Below are 15,800 nucleotides of genomic sequence, written 5' to 3' on the forward strand. Positions count from 1 at the left end.
TCTACAGGAGCCAAACAATCATTATACAATATTGCACAAGTAATGCTAAATAAAGGTGACGAAGTGATTCTTCCTGCACCATATTGGGTTTCTTATTACGAAATAATCAAAATGTCAGGCGGAATTCCTGTTGAAGTTCCTACATCTGTCGAAAGTGATTTCAAAATCACGCCAGCTCAATTAGAAGCAGCTATCACACCCAAAACCAAAATGATTTGGTACAGCTCACCTTGCAACCCAAGTGGTTCAGTATATAATCGTGAAGAATTAACTGCTTTAGCCAAAGTTCTAGAAAAATATCCAAACATATTTATAGTTTCCGACGAAATATACGAACACATCAATTTTTCAGGTACATTTTGCAGCGTAGCCTCAATTCCTGGAATGTTCGAGAGAACCATTACTGTAAATGGTGTTGCCAAAGCATTTGCCATGACAGGATGGAGAATTGGATATATTGGCGCACCAGAATTTATTGCAAAAGCATGTACAAAAATGCAAGGACAAGTAACTAGCGGAGCCAATTCGATTGCCCAAAGAGCAACAATTGCTGCAGTCGATGCCGATCCAAGTGTTTTAAACGGAATGGTTTCAGCTTTCAAAGGTCGTCGTGACTTAGTAGTAGAATTAATTAAACAAATTCCTGGATTAAAGCTAAATACTCCAGAAGGTGCATTTTATGTATTTCCAGATGTTTCTTCTTACTTTGGAAAAACACTACGAGGAACTACCATAAACAATGCAGACGATTTCTCTATGTATTTATTAGGCGAGGCCAATGTAGCTACCGTAACTGGCGATGCTTTTGGCAACCCAAACTGCATAAGAATTTCGTATGCAACCAGCGAAGAATTACTTACCGAAGCAATTCGAAGAATAAAAGAAGTGTTAACTTAATATATTGCCTCAAGGAAACTTGGGGCTTTTTTTATACCAAAAATAGTACAAATGTCAAAAATAGTATTACTCGGTTCAGGCGAATTAGGAAAAGAATTTACTATCTCCGCCCAACGCATTGGTCAAACCATTATAGCAGTCGATAGTTACGAAAATGCACCCGCAATGCAGGTCGCTCATGGATTTGAAGTCATCAATATGCTTGATGGTGCTGAATTAGATAGAATAATTGCAAAACACCAACCTGACTTCATTGTGCCAGAAATAGAAGCCATTCGCACAGAACGTTTTTACGATTACGAAAAACAAGGTATTGTTGTTGTCCCATCGGCAAAAGCAGCAAATTTCACAATGAACAGAAAAGCAATTCGTGATTTGGCAGCTATAGAATTGGGGTTGAAAACGGCTAATTATCGTTATGCAACTTCTGCCGAGGAACTTCAAAATGGAGTCGAAGCCGTTGGAATGCCTTGCGTTGTAAAACCATTGATGAGTTCGTCTGGAAAAGGGCAATCAACCATAAAAACAGTTGAAGATATAGAGATAGCTTGGAACTATGCCGTAGAAGGTTCTCGTGGTGATGTAGTTGAAGTCATTGTGGAAGCTTTTGTGAAATTTAATTCCGAAATCACTTTATTAACTGTTGCCCAAAATAATAATCCCACTTTATTTTGTGCGCCAATTGGTCACCGTCAAGAACGTGGTGATTACCAAGAAAGTTGGCAACCCGCTAGAATTTCTGATAAAGATTTATGCGAAGCACAAGATATGGCGAAGAAAGTTACTAAAGCGCTTGGTGGCGCAGGACTTTTTGGTGTCGAATTTTTCTTGACCGATGATGGCGTTTACTTTTCTGAATTATCTCCTCGCCCACACGATACAGGAATGGTGACTTTGGCAGGAACACAAAATTTTAACGAATTCGAATTGCATTTACGAGCAATTCTAAGTTTACCTATTTTCGAAATTACTTTAGAAAAAGCAGGTGCTAGTGCTGTTATTTTAGCATCTGAAAACTCAAATAATCCAACCTATTCTGGCTTAGAAAATGTAGCTTGTTTGCCTAAAACCGATTTTAGAATTTTTGGTAAACCAACTTCAAGACCCTACAGAAGAATGGGTGTAGTTTTAACAAACGACACATTAGAAACTCCAATTGAAGAAATTGTAGAACGTGCAAAAAAAATAACTACCTTAGTAAAGGTAAATTCATAAATTATGAAAAAAATATTTTTAGTCCTTGTAACATTATTATTCTTGAATTCTTGCGGTCCGCATAGATTAAGCTGTGGTCCTGGAAAAAGATGTGTTGAGACTTCTAAAAAGAATCATTTTGATAAAATTGAAAATAATAAAAAGAAAATAAACGTTTAAGTCATGAAAAAAATAGTCACATTATTATTATTTTTTACAGCATTGCTTGTTAATGCTCAAGAGAAAAAAAATGTTCAAAAAACTCAAATCGTTGAAGCTTCTTGTGGGCAATGTCAATTCGGAATGAAATCTGGCGGTTGCGATTTAGCGGTTCGTATCGATGGAAAATCTTATTTTGTAGAAGGCACAAAAATAGACGAACATGGTGATGCTCACGCTAAAGATGGTTTTTGCGAAGTAATCAGAAAAGCAGAAGTTGTAGGTGAAATAAAAAACAATCGTTTTGTTGGGTCTTATTTTAAATTACTCCCTATGGAGCAGTAATGCCGCTAATACTTAAAAATATTTTCAAACATATTTCTCTTACACCTCAAGAGGAACTTCTTTTTTTATCAAAAACCGAAACAAAAAAACACAAAGCAAAAACCATTTTACTGAGCTCGGGTGAAATTTCTAAAAGCACTTATTTTGTAAACTCTGGTATTCTAAGAAGTTTCAATATAAACGATAATATTATCGAGCATGTATTGCATTTTGCTTGCGAAGGTTGGTGGATTGGCGATATGTATAGTTATATTTCCCAAAAACCCGGAAATCTTTTTATCGAAGTGCTAGAGGATGCAGAAATAGTTGAAATCACTAAAGAAAATCAACAACAACTATATCAAGAAATTCCAAAGTTAGAACGGTTTTTTAGAATTCTTGCCGAAAATTCATTGGTTTCTCACCAAGAACGACTCATGGATAATTTGAGTTTATCTGCCGAAGAGCGTTTTGAAAAATTCTGCAAAAAATATCCAACTTTAATTCAAAAAGTATCTCAAAAAAACATCGCTTCTTATATTGGTGTCACTCCCGAATTCTTCAGCAAAATGAAAAGTAAGTTATTGAGAGAGAAAGAAAATAGTAATATTAGGTCTCTTCTTATTTCTTAACTTTTTTTATAGAATTAAAATAAATTCTATTTAATAGAATATAAAGCTTCTCATTATGTTTTGGATTATCTCAGATGTTCTATGATAGTTGCAATACTGTTTCTTGCGAAATTTTTTCTTATTCAATTATTCTAATTTTTTCTTGTGCCGATAATAATTGGCATGATTCGATTTTACCAAACAGTTTATATCTGTTATGTGATACCAACTTATAAATATTATCTCTTAAAAATTTTGGAATTAATCTCCCTATTTTTGCTGCTTTTTTAAAATAGTTAATATTTATAAATAACTCTATAATCACATCTGAATAATAATAAATTTTATTGTTTTTGAGATAATAAATAGTATTTAAATTGTCACTATTATAGACCACCCCATAATTAAACAAAATATCTTTTGCTTTTTGAGACTGCAAAGACATAAATAAGACTTGTTTGTTTTTGTCTTTTCGCAAAACAAACAAAACAAAATTATTACACATTGCACATATTCCATCAAAAAAAATAATATTATCTCTCATATTTAATTATATAAATTCACATAACCATGTAATAGTCCATGCAAAATTAGCACTCCAGGATAGGTTAGTGGAAAAGTTAGTAAAAAATCATTTAGTCCCATTAGTAAAGCAGTTGCAAAATGAAATAAAAACATACATGATAAAGAGATATATAGATACTCTGGATTTGGTATAAAAAAGCAAATAGGCACCGAGATCATTGTTGCAATCGCACCATACGAAGCCATTTTTTCTAAAAAAGAATGCTTTTTTAAAAAACCTGAAACTTTAGGTATTCCGTAAGAATAAGTTCCTAATATATCCGAAAGCAAATTACCTCTTCTCCAATGAATAGATCTTAACTTAGCAATTCCCGAAGTAGCATACGCAATTAAGGCTTGAGCTCCAACAAAAGAAACAGACAACAACATTCCCATTTTACTTTCAATTAAAAAGCATATTGAAAAGGATAAAAAAGTTAATAATCGCATCTGATCAGCTCCGTCTTTTCCAATCGTTCTTAATTTGTACAAATAAAAAAGACCCACTGTAGTTAATATAAATGTTATCTTAAAAAACACTAATTCTTTTGTGAAAAGAAAAACTAAAGAAAGAAGTGTCAATAATAAAAACGAGTAATTAAATGCTTTCCACTTTATATATTTATTTTGAATTGTAATTGAAGGAAAAACAAAATCAATATATTTTTTGGGAACACTTGCTAACTCAAACGAAGAAACAAATGATGATAAAAGCAATATACAAACACTAATTGTGTATGCTGTTGTTATAGATAAATTTTCCATGGTTTTAAACTATTTGATTATACGATGCAAAAATGATTTTATCAATTATAATGTCTTTCATTCCCTTAGAAGATATAATACTAAATCTAATGGTGTTTTCATCATCAATTTCTTTTGTTTTATCTTTTAAAAAATCAGCTATTAATGATAATATATTTAGATAAAATATTGAAAGCTGTATTACTTTTTTATTTTCTAAAGCATGATATTCACCAATCAAAAAATGACAAGAATCTATAAGTCCTTTATTATAATATTTGAATGGATTCCAAAATGTTCTAAAAAAATTAAAATCTATATAAATTGGAACTTCTTCCCACTCTTGCTCTTCCCTATTAGTTATTTTATAAGCTATTCTATAATCACTCAATAAAGGCATTGGAGCAAAAAAACTGTAATTAGGAACTATCCCAAATTTATCCCATTTTTGAATTTTCTTTTGTAGTTTCTTTATCTGGTAAAGAATGCTTACCACAGTAAATATGGTAAGCACTACTAATATAAATAAGAACACTTATTAAGAATTTTTTTGTCTTATAGCTTTAAGTTGATCCAAAGTTAACACTTTGTCCAATCCACTTTCGTTAATTGCATTAAGTCCATCCATTTTACTAACCTCTGCGCCAGCAGCTGCAACCATAGGGCAAACTTGCGCTACTATTTGAACAGCAGGACATGCAGCCGTTGCAATGTCTGAAACTGCCGTTGCAGCATTTGTAGCAACATTTGTAACAGCACTAGCAATGTCTGAGACCGCACTAACTATAGAGCTAATAAATGATTTGAATTCAGTTGTTCCGTTTTCTTCTAATTGAGCAATCATTAAATCAATTGCTGCTAATTCTGATTTTGATAAATTTGACATAACTATTGTTTGTTTTATTTTGTCTACTCTATTCAGTTTTCGACTTTCCTGTTTTAAATTAAATTCTATTTATGGAATATTACATTAAGAACTTCCCCATAAAAATTTTCAGTTCTTCCCCATTTATTATAGTGGACTCTGAATGTACTTCTTAACTTTGTCTATAATCAATAATTATTTATACTTAATTAATATTATCATGTAAACACATGTTGCTTTAGCATAAAAACGAATAAATATAAGACGATAGAAATATCAAAAAGGCTAGCTTCAATTTGTTTTCTACCATAAAAATAACCACAAGAAATAAGCTAAAAAACAGATATTGGCACCAAGAGCTTGATTTGTGTCATAAGATGAGAAAATCCATTTACAAGAATTTAATGCATAAAAAAATCTTCCAATAAAATTGGAAGATTTTTAAATATCTTTTTACATAAAAATTATTTCAATATCTTAAACTTGCGTATAAAATCTTTGTATTTATCACTTAAATTTACCTTATGGTTTCCTTCTAATACAATTAAGTTGTCGGCAAGTATTATCTCCGAAATTCTATTAGTATTTACGATATAATTACGGTGAGTTCTTGCAAACTTATTAGTATCTAAAAAAGATATGATTTTAGTTAAAGAAAGAGCAACTAAAAATCTTTCTTTTTGTGTAATTATATTACAATATCTTTCTTCAACTTCAATATAAATAATGTCTTCAATTGCCACTTTCTTTAAAGCACTATTCTTTTTTATAAATAAATAATTGTTACCAATGACTGTATCTTCTTCTTCACTAACAAATACATTGGTTTGCTCATAAAATTTCTCAATTGCCATCTCAATAGCATATAAAACTTCTAACTCATTAAATGGTTTTAGTAAGAAACTAAATGGTTTAGTAAGTTTTGCTCTTTCAAAAATTTGACGGTCTTTTGAGCTTGTTAAGAAAACGAATGGTTTTGCAACATTTGGTGTTATAGTTAAGGTTTCAGCAAAAGTAATTCCTTCTGGTTGACCATTTAAGAAAACATCAATAATCACTAAATCTACTTTGTTCTGATAGAAAAGGGTTAATGCTTCCGTGTAATTGGTTGCTACTCCAACAACGTTATAATCATTTTCTAGAAGTACACTTGTTAATGCTTCTTCTTCAGATTTTGTATCTTCAATGATTAGAATATTTATTTTATCCATTAGTGTTTTCTTTTGGTAAAAATAAAATAAACTTTGTTCCTAAACCAATTTTACTTTCTATGTCTAATTTACCCCCATTTTTCACAAGCATAGATTTGCAAAGTTGCATACCTAAACCGGTTCCTATAATTTCTTTATTATTTTTTTTAGACAATTTTGTAGTTTCTTGTAATAATTCTTGAATGACTATGTTGCTCATTCCGACACCTGTATCTTCAATTACTAATTCTATAAAATTATCTTTTGGTTTATGCAAATAAATGGAAATAGTTCCTTTTTCATGAGAAAATTTAATTGCATTGTCTAACATATTTCTTAGAATAATTTTCAACGAATCTAAATCCATAAAAACATAAATATTTTTATCAATATTTATATTTAGATCTATATCTTTTTCAGAAACTATGGGTTTATAATTGTATTCTATTTGTTGAATAATGGAAAATAGATGTAATGATTCTTGCTGAAAAAACAATTGGTTGGTTTGTTGTTGCGACCAGTTGAGTAAGTTATCTAATAAGTTATACGAACTATTAGCAATGGCGTTGTTTTTGTGAAGTAGAACGTCAAGTTGTTCGTAGTTTTTGGTTTCTAAATGACTTAATAATTTTGTATTACTAGTTTTTAAAGCATTTACAGATGAACGCAAATCATGACTAACTATAGTAAATAGCTTGTCTTTTGTGGCGTTTAATTCGTCAAGGTTTTCTTTTTGTGAAAGAATTATTTTATTTGTTTTAATTTTCTGTCTGTAAAAATAAAGTCCAATACCAAACACACTCAATAATAAAACCGCCACAACAAGTAATCCATTTCGCTGTGTTTGTTTAATTTTATTTTCTACTTCAAGAACATGAATTTCTTCTTGCTTTTGCTTTATGGCAAATTTCTTTTCTACTTCAGCAACTGCCCAAATTTTATTTTGATCAGTTAATGAATCATTCCATTTTCCTGCTTCTTTTCTGTAAACAAGTGCTTTTTCAAAGTTTTTTCTATTTTCTTCAACTACGGCCATATTATTGGCGGCAGTTTTTTTTAACCTAAAATTCTTTACTTTTTTAGACAAATAATATGCTTTCTCAAAAAAAGGAATTGCCAAATTATCCTTATACTGATTGTAATACAAATTTGCAACATCTCCGTAAGCTCCAATAAGCATTAAGGTATCTTTTTCTAATTCCTGTAATTTTGTGCTTTTTAAAAGATAAGATTCTGCTCTTTTAAAATCTTGTAAATGCAAATAACAAATTCCTAAATTATGATTTACAATACTTTTTTTTATGTTAAAAGAATTAGTCTCAGGAAAATTTTGAAATTCTTCTAAATAAATTATAGCGGTTTTAAATTCATTTTGTTCTAATGCAATTTCTCCTAAAATGTTTTTTACACTTTCGTAAAATTCAAATGTTTTTGAAATTTTATTAAACTCTTTTTTTGCTTCGACAAGCATTTTTTTTTGTTTAAAACTAAAACCTCTAAAAAAATGGCAAAAATTGGTAAGTTCGGGTGTTTTTTTGTTAAAGCTAAGTTGTCTCATGGAATACACTAAAGTAGAATCCCAATTTTTTTTGAAAAAGAATAATTGAGCTTTATTAAAATTTATTTCCTGAGTAAATTTTTCGCTTTTAGTTTTAATATCATTTTTAAACAAAATTTCATTGTCATTTTGCTGTGAAAAAAGCAAAAAAGAAGTATTGAAGAGTACTAGAAAGTATAATATTTTAATCTTTATCAATCTGTAATTTTCTTACAAATATAATTGAATTTGACAATAAAAAAAACAGGGGAAATAAAACCTCTGTTTTTTTTATTAATTCTTAAAGAAAAAATGTTTTAATTAAGGTTGTACAGTGGTCTCTGTTCCTCTAGATGTAACAGGGTCTTCATCCCAAACAAATGTCATTATTGAAGCAGGCTTGTTTCCCAAAGAAAGATTAAAATTTACTTGATATACACTAAACGTTTTCGCTTCTTTTTCTAAATTATTATATGAAATATTAAACGTTGGTAGTAATTGGCTATTATCATAATAAACTTTAATATTATCAGAAAGAGGAGTAGGAATTACTGCTGCTGCATCAATAAAAATCACAGCAGAAACTTGAAGATTCTTTTTTCCTGAATCATAATACGCTTGAACAACTGGTGCGAAAGGTTTTTTTGACCGTGCATTAGGAAATGTTACTGGACTAAATAGAGATGTGACTATTGAACCATCTATAATTGTTCCTGGAGGTAGTACTGGTGTACATGTTGAATTTGCTGTACTCATAATATAAATTATTTAATTTGTTTCTTTTTTTAAAATACTGTTTGTTAATTTTTAAATATAAAAGTTATTATTGCTTAACTACTTTTATTGTTTTCTCTTTTCCTTCTGAAGTTACTTTTATAAAATATGACGCTTTTGGAAAGTTTGATAAATCTATTTGAACGGTTGAATTATTGGTTTTATTTTCAAGTATTACCTGTCCAAGTAAGTTAATTACAAGAATACTATCAATGGTATTAGAACATTCAATACTTAAAATGTTGGAAGTTGGATTTGGATAAAAATTAAGATTATTGATATCAAAATCTTCAACACCTAAAGGAATGGCGAAAACAGGGTTGCTTCCTGGGAAATTAGCACCCCCAGGATTTATATCATAACTAGTAGTTTCGTTATGATTCCAATTCGAAATTGTTGAAATAGCTGTAATTAAACTACTTTTATTTCCTGTTTTTGGACCTATGTAAACATTATCATCTCCATGATATCCTGCAGAAGCAGGGTCTCTACTTAAAGAAATCGCATTAGTTCCCAAAGTTAAACTTGGTGGTAAATAAGAATTAAAAATATTGCTTAAACCTGAGCCAGGCACTAAAAATTGGCCAGCAACTTGAGGAATAGTATTATGTGTTAAAGCAAATGGATTACACCAAGCAAAAACATAAGTTGTTACAGTCGTAGCATTAGGACCTTGGAAAATAAACCAATTGTCTCCTCCTGCAGCTGATGGGCATGCTGTTGTAACAGTGTTTGTCCAACCAATTACAGTGACATTACCAAGAAGCCCTGAAACTACTGGTGTTCCGGAAGCTGCATTAATAGTGAATTTCGTTACGGTTCCGGCAGCTAGTGCTGAAGTTGTTGTCCATTGAATAGACCCTTCTGAGGTATTGCCGGTAGAAACTGTACTAAAAGCGCTTGTTGTTTCATCATATGCATAATCTGTTATGCGAATAACTGTGCCTGATAATATTGGCACAAGATTTACTATGGCCATTTCATAAGGTACTGAATCATAGTTTAGCCCTACAATTGCCATGTCACCTGCACTTAATGTAGTTTGTGCATTTAAGGATGAAAATAAACTTAAAAAGGATCCTAAGAAGAGTAATTTTTTTAACATAGTTTTCGTAAATTTAATTAAGTAAAAATATAAAAAAAATGGACTATTTGTAAGAATAGTCCAATTAATCTTAAGGTCTACTTGGGTATACACCTTCGCAACAAATAATGTATTGCATGGCTACAAAATTTGGAACTGTAGAAATTGGCTGAGGACCAGAACCCCAAGGTGATAATGAAAGACCAGTTGGGTCAAAATTTAAAGTGTTATTTACAGTTGAACTAACTCCGACTAAGTTTTGATTTGGTGCTGCATTAGTATAAAGATTAGGGGCATCAGCACCATTTGTATCAACCGTTTTTCCTAGAGCATTATTTGTTAAAGATGGAGTAGAATTTTGCCCGTTACTTGTACTGGCTTGTAAAACTGTATTTACAGTTAAGCTTCCTGAAAGATTAGATCCAGTCCCTTTTATAATCGTGTGGGTATGTGGTGGCATGTTAGCCGCAGTAATTGTAGCAGATTGAGTCCCTCCAACTTGACCATAAGCATAAGTCCCTCCAGGGTGTGCTCCACTAATATTTGCACATTGTGTTGGAAATGCCCCACGAAAATCGGGAAGTTTAAATGTAGTCGTTCCGTCACCACCATAAGTTGTACCAAGAATAGAAAACAAAGCTTGGTATTGATTGATTGGCAAAGATTGCCCTTCACAAGTAAAGTAACCTCGTGGAGCAAAGTTACCAGCAAATAATTTGATTACTCCCATTATTTCGTCCATAGTTTTTAGTTTTAAAAAGTTAATTTTGATTAATTATATGTTCAAAGATATTTTGATTTAAAAATAGATTTAATAAAAAATGTCATGAAATCAATTTTTAATGTCATAAGATTGAATAGTAACTATTTTTAAGTCTTTTCGGGAGTAATATTGATTTCTTAATCTATGTTAAGTGTCTTTCATTTCTCATAAGTGTAAATTTGTATCATAATAATTACTAAATTTATATATTATGAAAAATACAGTTTTACACAAAGCAAATACTCGCGGACATGCAGATCACGGTTGGTTAAATGCTTATCACAGTTTTAGTTTCGCTAGTTGGTACAATCCAGAAAGAGTTCAATTTGGAACGTTACGTGTTTTAAATGACGATACTGTTGCAGCTGGAATGGGTTTTGGAACACACCCTCACGATAATATGGAAATTATTACCATTCCGTTAGAAGGCGATTTGGCTCACAAAGACAGCATGGGAAATACTGAAGTTATCAAAACTGGCGATGTGCAAGTAATGAGTGCTGGAACTGGAATTCAACATAGCGAATTCAATCCAAATGCTGATCAGCAAACAAAATTATTCCAAATTTGGTTGTTTCCAAAAACTAGAAATGTAGAACCTCGTTACCAACAAATTACATTAGATGTAACGGAACAAAAAAATAATTTCGCGCAAATTTTATCTCCAAATGCAGATGATGCGGGAGTTTGGATTCACCAAGATGCGTGGTTTCATTTAGCATATTTCGAAAAAGATTTTTCTAAAACCTACGAATTGAAAAAAGAAGGAAACGGAATGTATGTTTTCGTAATTTCTGGAACAATTACTGTTGATGGACAAGAATTAGAAACGCGTGATGGATTAGGAATTACTGATTTTAAAACCTTAGATATTAAAGCGACTTCTGATTCGAAATTTTTATTAATGGAAATTCCAATGGAACACTAAAAGATTCAGTCTTCAGTCGCAGTCTCAGTAAAAAGAAAATTATGAACGAAGAAGTACAACTAAAAAATAATGATAAAAACGGTGCTTTTTTCATTGAAATTGACGGAAAACAAGAAGCATTAATGACTTTCGTTTTTGCTGGTGATGATAAAATTATTATTGATCATACGGAAGTCAATCCAGGAAATAACGGAAAAGGTTTTGGAAAGAAAATGGTAGCAAAAGCTGTTAAATTTGCTAGAGAAAAAGGAATTAAAATTATTCCACTTTGTCCGTTTGCGAAAAGCGTTTTTGATAAAACTCCAGAGTTTAACGATGTTTTATAAACATGGAAAATCTTTTAGAAAATAACATTACAGGAAAAATTGGTGTACAGAAATATTTGTGTACCATTTCTTGGCGTAACGGAACTTTTGTAATGGACGAACCGGAAAGTATTGAAGGAAAAGACTTGGGTCCAGATCCATATTCCACACTTTTGGCTTCTTTGGCAGGTTGTACGTTGTCGACTTTGCGAATGTATATCGATAGAAAAGGTTGGGATATTCCGGAAATAAACATTTCATTGAATTTATCTCAAGAAAATAATCCTGAATTAACGACTACCATTTCAAGAACGATTACTTTTTCAAACACAATTGAAGAAGATATAAAAAACAGGTTATTAGTCATTGCCGAAAAATGTCCTGTTTCGAAAATTCTAAAAAATAACATTTTAATCAACACAACTATATAGTCATGGATCCGAAAAATAGTATAAAAGAATATACAAATGGCGAAGTAACCATTGTATGGCAATCTGGAAAGTGTACGCATTCTGGAAATTGTGTAAAGAATAATCCAGATGTGTTTAAACCAAAAGAACAACCTTGGATTACACCAGAAAATTCGACTACTGATAAAATTATTGAAACTGTGAAAAAGTGTCCTTCTGGCGCTTTGTCATTTTATTTAAACGATAAATAATGGTTCAATTTTCAACGACAGTAAACGCTTCTTTGGAAAAAGTGTGGCAACATTTAATTCTAAAAATTGAAAAGCCAGAAAACTTTGTTCCAGGCGTAAGTGATGTAATTATTTTGGAGAAAAACGAAGACTTTGTAACCAGAAAAATGACAATCACTATAGCAGAAAACGCTACAACTTTGGTAGAGAAAATTACTTTCATTCCGAATAAAGTGCGGTTTTTGTTGTTAGTGCATCCGAAGTTTGAAGGTTATGTGGATAATGATATTAAAGCGATTTCAGATAATGAAACCGAAATGACATTTACCATCAACTGGAAAGATAAAAACACGCAATCTGAATTTGAAAATCAAGAAATGGTGAAAAACGGCGTATTAAAAACGAAAACTTTTATAGAAAATAACTAATGAGAAAAATCATTGCTTTTGCGGGTTCTTCAAGTAAGACATCCATAAACAAACAATTGGTAACTTATGCTGCCAACCAATTTGAAAATGCTTCGGTGGAAGTTTTAGATTTAAACGATTATGAAATGCCTGTTTTTTCTGTTGATAAAGAAAAAGAAAACGGAATTCACCAATTAGCAACCGATTTCTATGCGAAAATTGGAAGCGCCGATTTACTTGTTATTTCATTTGCAGAACACAACGGAAATTTTTCTGCTGCTTTCAAAAATGTATTAGATTGGACGTCAAGAATCAATGCGAAAACCTTTCAGGAAAAAGAAATGCTTTTATTAGCAACTTCTCCTGGAGCTCGTGGTGGAAGTTCAGTGTTAGATATTGCCACCAAACGATTTCCATTTCAAGGCGGAATTGTAAAAGGAAGTTTTTCTTTGCCAAGCTTCAACGATAATTTTAATCCAGAAAAAGGAATTACAAACGAAGACTTGAAAAAGCAATTATTAGAAATTATAAAAGCGATTTAGTTTATTAATTATAAAAGAAAAGGGAAGTTCTGATTTAGAAACTTCCCTTTTTTATTTTACTTTTTCAAACTTAAATTCTCAAATGTCGAAACATCAATAATTTCTTCATTATCCAAATCGAAAGAGATTTTCACATTGTCACCAACAGCCGTAATTGGCAATTGATTAGAAATTTGAGACGAACCTACAAATATATTAGGAACATCTTTTACCGTGAAGTAATAAAAACTATTTCCGTTTTTCACATCATTCTGAATCCTTACAATAGCGGATTCAACTACTTTTTTTGCAGACTTACTATCCGCATTTATTTTATTTCCAGAAGAATTTAATACGGTTTTATATGCCGTTAAGGCTTCGCGCATCGTGTTTCCAGTTCCAACAATCGTGTAATCTGAGATAGAAACCATAGCATACATTTTCACCAAACCACCGTTGTCTTTTAATGTCATCACATACGTTGGAATGTTGTTAATATTATATGGAATGGGTAATGAAGCATTAAACCCTTTTTCTTGTACTTTTCCTTGTGCCGAACTTTGTGCAGCAAATTCCGTAGCACCACTTTGCTTGTAAAAAGTAGTTTCTTTAGTTCTAGTATCTACTAAAACAAAACCAACTGCCGATTCGTCTTTTCCTACAGATGTAATTCCAGTATACCAATACGATTTATTGTCTTCACCATATACTAAAGTTAAATCTTCTGTAATTTGAAGTTTATTTTCGTTAGAAAAATTCCAATAGCCTTTTACATATTCGCCCCAATCGTTCAATTGATTTTTTATGAATGAAATCGGCTGAATTCTGTCTATCCAAATTGGTGTTTTTTTAATATTGTATTCTTTTATATCACCACTTTGTGCATTTACAACAACAACTCCAGTAGCATCATTACCAGAAAAACCAACTTGCTTTTTGTATTTGGTAACTACCCAATAAGGTACTCCAGCATCGTCAATTTCAAAAGAAAAATCGGTTAAACCAACTGTGCTATACCCATTAAAATATAAATAACGGTGTAAATTACTTTCAAAATATGCTTCTCTTTGATATTTTAATAAAATAGGCTTTCCATTAATTTCTTGAACCAATTTTACATCACGTTCATTCGTTGCCGAAACCATTACATATCCTGTTGTTCCTTGTTTGTTGTTTAACCATTTGAAAAAACCAGAATGTTCTAATGGTGCAATCCAATACAATTTATTGTTAACTTTCTGGATGAAAAATTCTCCTAAATGTGCCTGACTTCCTAATGCTGGCTGAGATCCTAATATTTTTTCGCCTAATAAATACGCTAAACTTTCATCAACTACTCTAATTTCATTCATAGAAATCGGAGCAATATGATTGGTTAATTTATCTCCAGTAGCTACTTTTCCTATTAAATTTCTATAATCCTGATTTCTAAAAATGGGATGCGAAGTAAAAAAAGGCAATACAAACGAGTACAAAATAGAAATACCAACCAATAATGCAGGAATTTTCCAAAAAACGGTTACTGGTTTAAATGTTTTTCCGTCTTGACTTAATGTGAATTTCGAAAAAGCAAAAAACAATAATGCGGCAATTATTAATAATAACACCGTGATGCCTGCAAAACCATAACTTAATACGGGTAATGAAACATAAAAATAGAATACTGTAACTAGTAATACAAATACTATTGGTAGAATTTTTTTCATTTTATTTAGTTTTTAAATATTAGACATTTATTCGACAAGATTGTTACAAAATAAGTATTTTTGTTTTCAAATATTTTAGAAACCTATACCTTATATTCTAGTAAATATTTTTTAAAACTAAACTAAATTTAAACTAAAAAAATGAAAGCATACATATTTCCAGGTCAAGGCGCGCAATTTTCAGGAATGGGAAAAGACCTATACGAAAACTCGGCTATTGCTAAAGAATTATTTGAAAAAGCGAATGAAATATTAGGTTTCCGAATTACAGATATCATGTTTGAAGGAACAGCCGAAGAACTGAAAGAAACCAAAGTAACACAACCAGCCGTTTTTTTACATTCGGTTATTTTAGCAAAAACTTTAGACAACTTTAAACCAGAAATGGTTGCTGGACATTCTTTAGGTGAATTTTCAGCTTTGGTTGCCAATGGTGCTTTGTCATTTGAAGACGGATTAAAATTAGTTTCAAAAAGAGCCATTGCCATGCAAAAAGCATGTGAAATTGCGCCTTCTACAATGGCGGCAGTTTTAAATCTTGATGACAAAATCGTAGAAGATATTTGTGCTTCTATTGATGGTGTTGT

Annotated in this window: 21 protein-coding genes; 11 read left to right on the top strand and 10 right to left on the bottom strand. The window is 31.2% G+C overall.

Annotated features, from left to right (window positions below):
• From ACHZC3_RS02285 to ACHZC3_RS02300, 4 genes are all read left to right on the top strand, one after another.
• Positions 1–897 (top strand): pyridoxal phosphate-dependent aminotransferase (locus ACHZC3_RS02285; RefSeq protein WP_394758258.1); only part of this gene is annotated, 897 nt, incomplete at its 5' end.
• 51 nt (positions 898–948) lie between these two features.
• Positions 949–2,112: a formate-dependent phosphoribosylglycinamide formyltransferase gene (gene purT, locus ACHZC3_RS02290; protein WP_394758259.1), complete on the top strand. Its 1,164-nt coding sequence runs from the start codon at positions 949–951 to the stop codon at positions 2,110–2,112.
• A 162-nt stretch (positions 2,113–2,274) separates the two neighbouring features.
• Positions 2,275–2,595, top strand: coding sequence for a DUF6370 family protein (locus tag ACHZC3_RS02295; protein ID WP_394758260.1), 321 nt, complete (start codon positions 2,275–2,277; stop codon positions 2,593–2,595).
• The gene (locus tag ACHZC3_RS02300; protein WP_394758261.1) at positions 2,595–3,206 is read left to right on the top strand and encodes a Crp/Fnr family transcriptional regulator; all 612 of its coding nucleotides are present in this window, start codon (positions 2,595–2,597) and stop codon (positions 3,204–3,206) included. Before ACHZC3_RS02295 ends, ACHZC3_RS02300 begins: the two co-directional genes overlap by 1 nt.
• A gap of 118 nt (positions 3,207–3,324) precedes the next feature.
• Here the strand turns inward: ACHZC3_RS02300 and ACHZC3_RS02305 are convergent, their stop codons facing one another.
• The 9 genes from ACHZC3_RS02305 to ACHZC3_RS02345 all read right to left on the bottom strand — a co-directional run bounded on the left by ACHZC3_RS02305 (position 3,325) and on the right by ACHZC3_RS02345 (position 10,685).
• The gene (locus ACHZC3_RS02305; protein ID WP_394758262.1) at positions 3,325–3,729 is read right to left on the bottom strand and encodes a thiol-disulfide oxidoreductase DCC family protein; all 405 of its coding nucleotides are present in this window, start codon (positions 3,727–3,729) and stop codon (positions 3,325–3,327) included.
• A 2-nt stretch (positions 3,730–3,731) separates the two neighbouring features.
• Positions 3,732–4,514: a hypothetical protein gene (locus tag ACHZC3_RS02310; RefSeq protein WP_394758263.1), complete on the bottom strand. Its 783-nt coding sequence runs from the start codon at positions 4,512–4,514 to the stop codon at positions 3,732–3,734.
• Positions 4,515–4,518: 4 nt separating this feature from the next.
• Positions 4,519–4,989 carry a hypothetical protein gene (locus ACHZC3_RS02315; RefSeq protein ID WP_394758264.1) on the bottom strand — a complete coding sequence of 157 codons (471 nt, stop codon included), beginning with the start codon at positions 4,987–4,989 and terminating at the stop codon, positions 4,519–4,521.
• Between the two features lie 42 nt (positions 4,990–5,031).
• Positions 5,032–5,379: a hypothetical protein gene (locus ACHZC3_RS02320; RefSeq protein ID WP_394758265.1), complete on the bottom strand. Its 348-nt coding sequence runs from the start codon at positions 5,377–5,379 to the stop codon at positions 5,032–5,034.
• Between the two features lie 443 nt (positions 5,380–5,822).
• Complete coding sequence (locus ACHZC3_RS02325) at positions 5,823–6,569, bottom strand: LytR/AlgR family response regulator transcription factor (protein ID WP_394758266.1); 747 nt, start codon at positions 6,567–6,569, stop codon at positions 5,823–5,825.
• Positions 6,562–8,019 (bottom strand): ATP-binding protein, encoded by a 1,458-nt coding sequence (locus ACHZC3_RS02330; protein WP_394758267.1) that lies wholly within the window; start codon positions 8,017–8,019, stop codon positions 6,562–6,564. The genes ACHZC3_RS02325 and ACHZC3_RS02330 overlap by 8 nt, the downstream gene beginning before the upstream one ends.
• 387 nt (positions 8,020–8,406) lie before the next feature.
• Entirely contained in the window at positions 8,407–8,841 is a 435-nt protein-coding gene (locus ACHZC3_RS02335) for a hypothetical protein (RefSeq protein WP_394758268.1), read from the bottom strand.
• A 67-nt stretch (positions 8,842–8,908) separates the two neighbouring features.
• Entirely contained in the window at positions 8,909–9,964 is a 1,056-nt protein-coding gene (locus tag ACHZC3_RS02340) for a T9SS type A sorting domain-containing protein (protein WP_394758269.1), read from the bottom strand.
• 70 nt (positions 9,965–10,034) lie between these two features.
• The gene (locus ACHZC3_RS02345) at positions 10,035–10,685 is read right to left on the bottom strand and encodes a phage tail protein (protein WP_394758270.1); all 651 of its coding nucleotides are present in this window, start codon (positions 10,683–10,685) and stop codon (positions 10,035–10,037) included.
• A 232-nt stretch (positions 10,686–10,917) separates the two neighbouring features.
• Here ACHZC3_RS02345 and ACHZC3_RS02350 point away from each other — a divergent pair, with 232 nt between their 5' ends.
• Genes ACHZC3_RS02350 through ACHZC3_RS02375 form a run of 6 tightly spaced genes read left to right on the top strand, consistent with a single transcriptional unit; the run spans position 10,918 to position 13,528 of the window.
• Positions 10,918–11,634 (top strand): pirin family protein, encoded by a 717-nt coding sequence (locus tag ACHZC3_RS02350; RefSeq protein ID WP_394758271.1) that lies wholly within the window; start codon positions 10,918–10,920, stop codon positions 11,632–11,634.
• Between the two features lie 41 nt (positions 11,635–11,675).
• Positions 11,676–11,960: a GNAT family N-acetyltransferase gene (locus tag ACHZC3_RS02355; protein ID WP_394758272.1), complete on the top strand. Its 285-nt coding sequence runs from the start codon at positions 11,676–11,678 to the stop codon at positions 11,958–11,960.
• A 2-nt stretch (positions 11,961–11,962) separates the two neighbouring features.
• Positions 11,963–12,370: an OsmC family protein gene (locus tag ACHZC3_RS02360; protein ID WP_394758273.1), complete on the top strand. Its 408-nt coding sequence runs from the start codon at positions 11,963–11,965 to the stop codon at positions 12,368–12,370.
• Between the two features lie 2 nt (positions 12,371–12,372).
• Positions 12,373–12,600 (top strand): (4Fe-4S)-binding protein, encoded by a 228-nt coding sequence (locus ACHZC3_RS02365; RefSeq protein WP_394758274.1) that lies wholly within the window; start codon positions 12,373–12,375, stop codon positions 12,598–12,600.
• Complete coding sequence (locus tag ACHZC3_RS02370) at positions 12,600–13,007, top strand: AtaL-like protein (protein WP_394758275.1); 408 nt, start codon at positions 12,600–12,602, stop codon at positions 13,005–13,007. Before ACHZC3_RS02365 ends, ACHZC3_RS02370 begins: the two co-directional genes overlap by 1 nt.
• Positions 13,007–13,528, top strand: coding sequence for an NADPH-dependent FMN reductase (locus ACHZC3_RS02375; RefSeq protein ID WP_394758276.1), 522 nt, complete (start codon positions 13,007–13,009; stop codon positions 13,526–13,528). Before ACHZC3_RS02370 ends, ACHZC3_RS02375 begins: the two co-directional genes overlap by 1 nt.
• Before the next feature lie 56 nt (positions 13,529–13,584).
• Here the strand turns inward: ACHZC3_RS02375 and ACHZC3_RS02380 are convergent, their stop codons facing one another.
• Entirely contained in the window at positions 13,585–15,213 is a 1,629-nt protein-coding gene (locus ACHZC3_RS02380; protein ID WP_394758277.1) for a hypothetical protein, read from the bottom strand.
• A gap of 141 nt (positions 15,214–15,354) precedes the next feature.
• Between ACHZC3_RS02380 and ACHZC3_RS02385 the strand changes: the two genes are divergently transcribed.
• Positions 15,355–15,800, top strand: a 446-nt coding sequence (locus ACHZC3_RS02385; protein ID WP_394758278.1) for an ACP S-malonyltransferase, incomplete at its 3' end; no start/stop codon positions are given.

This window comes from Flavobacterium sp., assembly GCF_043720215.1.
Taxonomy (GTDB): domain Bacteria; phylum Bacteroidota; class Bacteroidia; order Flavobacteriales; family Flavobacteriaceae; genus Flavobacterium.

Excerpts from the sequence above, each read along its gene's own strand:
- purT (WP_394758259.1), top strand. The coding sequence starts at position 949 with ATGTCAAAAATAGTATTACTCGGTTCAGGCGAATTAGGAAAAGAATTT.
- ACHZC3_RS02295 (WP_394758260.1), top strand. The coding sequence starts at position 2,275 with ATGAAAAAAATAGTCACATTATTATTATTTTTTACAGCATTGCTTGTT.
- ACHZC3_RS02300 (WP_394758261.1), top strand. The coding sequence starts at position 2,595 with ATGCCGCTAATACTTAAAAATATTTTCAAACATATTTCTCTTACACCT.
- ACHZC3_RS02305 (WP_394758262.1), bottom strand. The coding sequence starts at position 3,729 with ATGAGAGATAATATTATTTTTTTTGATGGAATATGTGCAATGTGTAAT.
- ACHZC3_RS02310 (WP_394758263.1), bottom strand. The coding sequence starts at position 4,514 with ATGGAAAATTTATCTATAACAACAGCATACACAATTAGTGTTTGTATA.
- ACHZC3_RS02320 (WP_394758265.1), bottom strand. The coding sequence starts at position 5,379 with ATGTCAAATTTATCAAAATCAGAATTAGCAGCAATTGATTTAATGATT.
- ACHZC3_RS02325 (WP_394758266.1), bottom strand. The coding sequence starts at position 6,569 with ATGGATAAAATAAATATTCTAATCATTGAAGATACAAAATCTGAAGAA.
- ACHZC3_RS02330 (WP_394758267.1), bottom strand. The coding sequence starts at position 8,019 with ATGCTTGTCGAAGCAAAAAAAGAGTTTAATAAAATTTCAAAAACATTT.
- ACHZC3_RS02335 (WP_394758268.1), bottom strand. The coding sequence starts at position 8,841 with ATGAGTACAGCAAATTCAACATGTACACCAGTACTACCTCCAGGAACA.
- ACHZC3_RS02340 (WP_394758269.1), bottom strand. The coding sequence starts at position 9,964 with ATGTTAAAAAAATTACTCTTCTTAGGATCCTTTTTAAGTTTATTTTCA.
- ACHZC3_RS02345 (WP_394758270.1), bottom strand. The coding sequence starts at position 10,685 with ATGGACGAAATAATGGGAGTAATCAAATTATTTGCTGGTAACTTTGCT.
- ACHZC3_RS02350 (WP_394758271.1), top strand. The coding sequence starts at position 10,918 with ATGAAAAATACAGTTTTACACAAAGCAAATACTCGCGGACATGCAGAT.
- ACHZC3_RS02355 (WP_394758272.1), top strand. The coding sequence starts at position 11,676 with ATGAACGAAGAAGTACAACTAAAAAATAATGATAAAAACGGTGCTTTT.
- ACHZC3_RS02360 (WP_394758273.1), top strand. The coding sequence starts at position 11,963 with ATGGAAAATCTTTTAGAAAATAACATTACAGGAAAAATTGGTGTACAG.
- ACHZC3_RS02365 (WP_394758274.1), top strand. The coding sequence starts at position 12,373 with ATGGATCCGAAAAATAGTATAAAAGAATATACAAATGGCGAAGTAACC.
- ACHZC3_RS02370 (WP_394758275.1), top strand. The coding sequence starts at position 12,600 with ATGGTTCAATTTTCAACGACAGTAAACGCTTCTTTGGAAAAAGTGTGG.
- ACHZC3_RS02375 (WP_394758276.1), top strand. The coding sequence starts at position 13,007 with ATGAGAAAAATCATTGCTTTTGCGGGTTCTTCAAGTAAGACATCCATA.
- ACHZC3_RS02380 (WP_394758277.1), bottom strand. The coding sequence starts at position 15,213 with ATGAAAAAAATTCTACCAATAGTATTTGTATTACTAGTTACAGTATTC.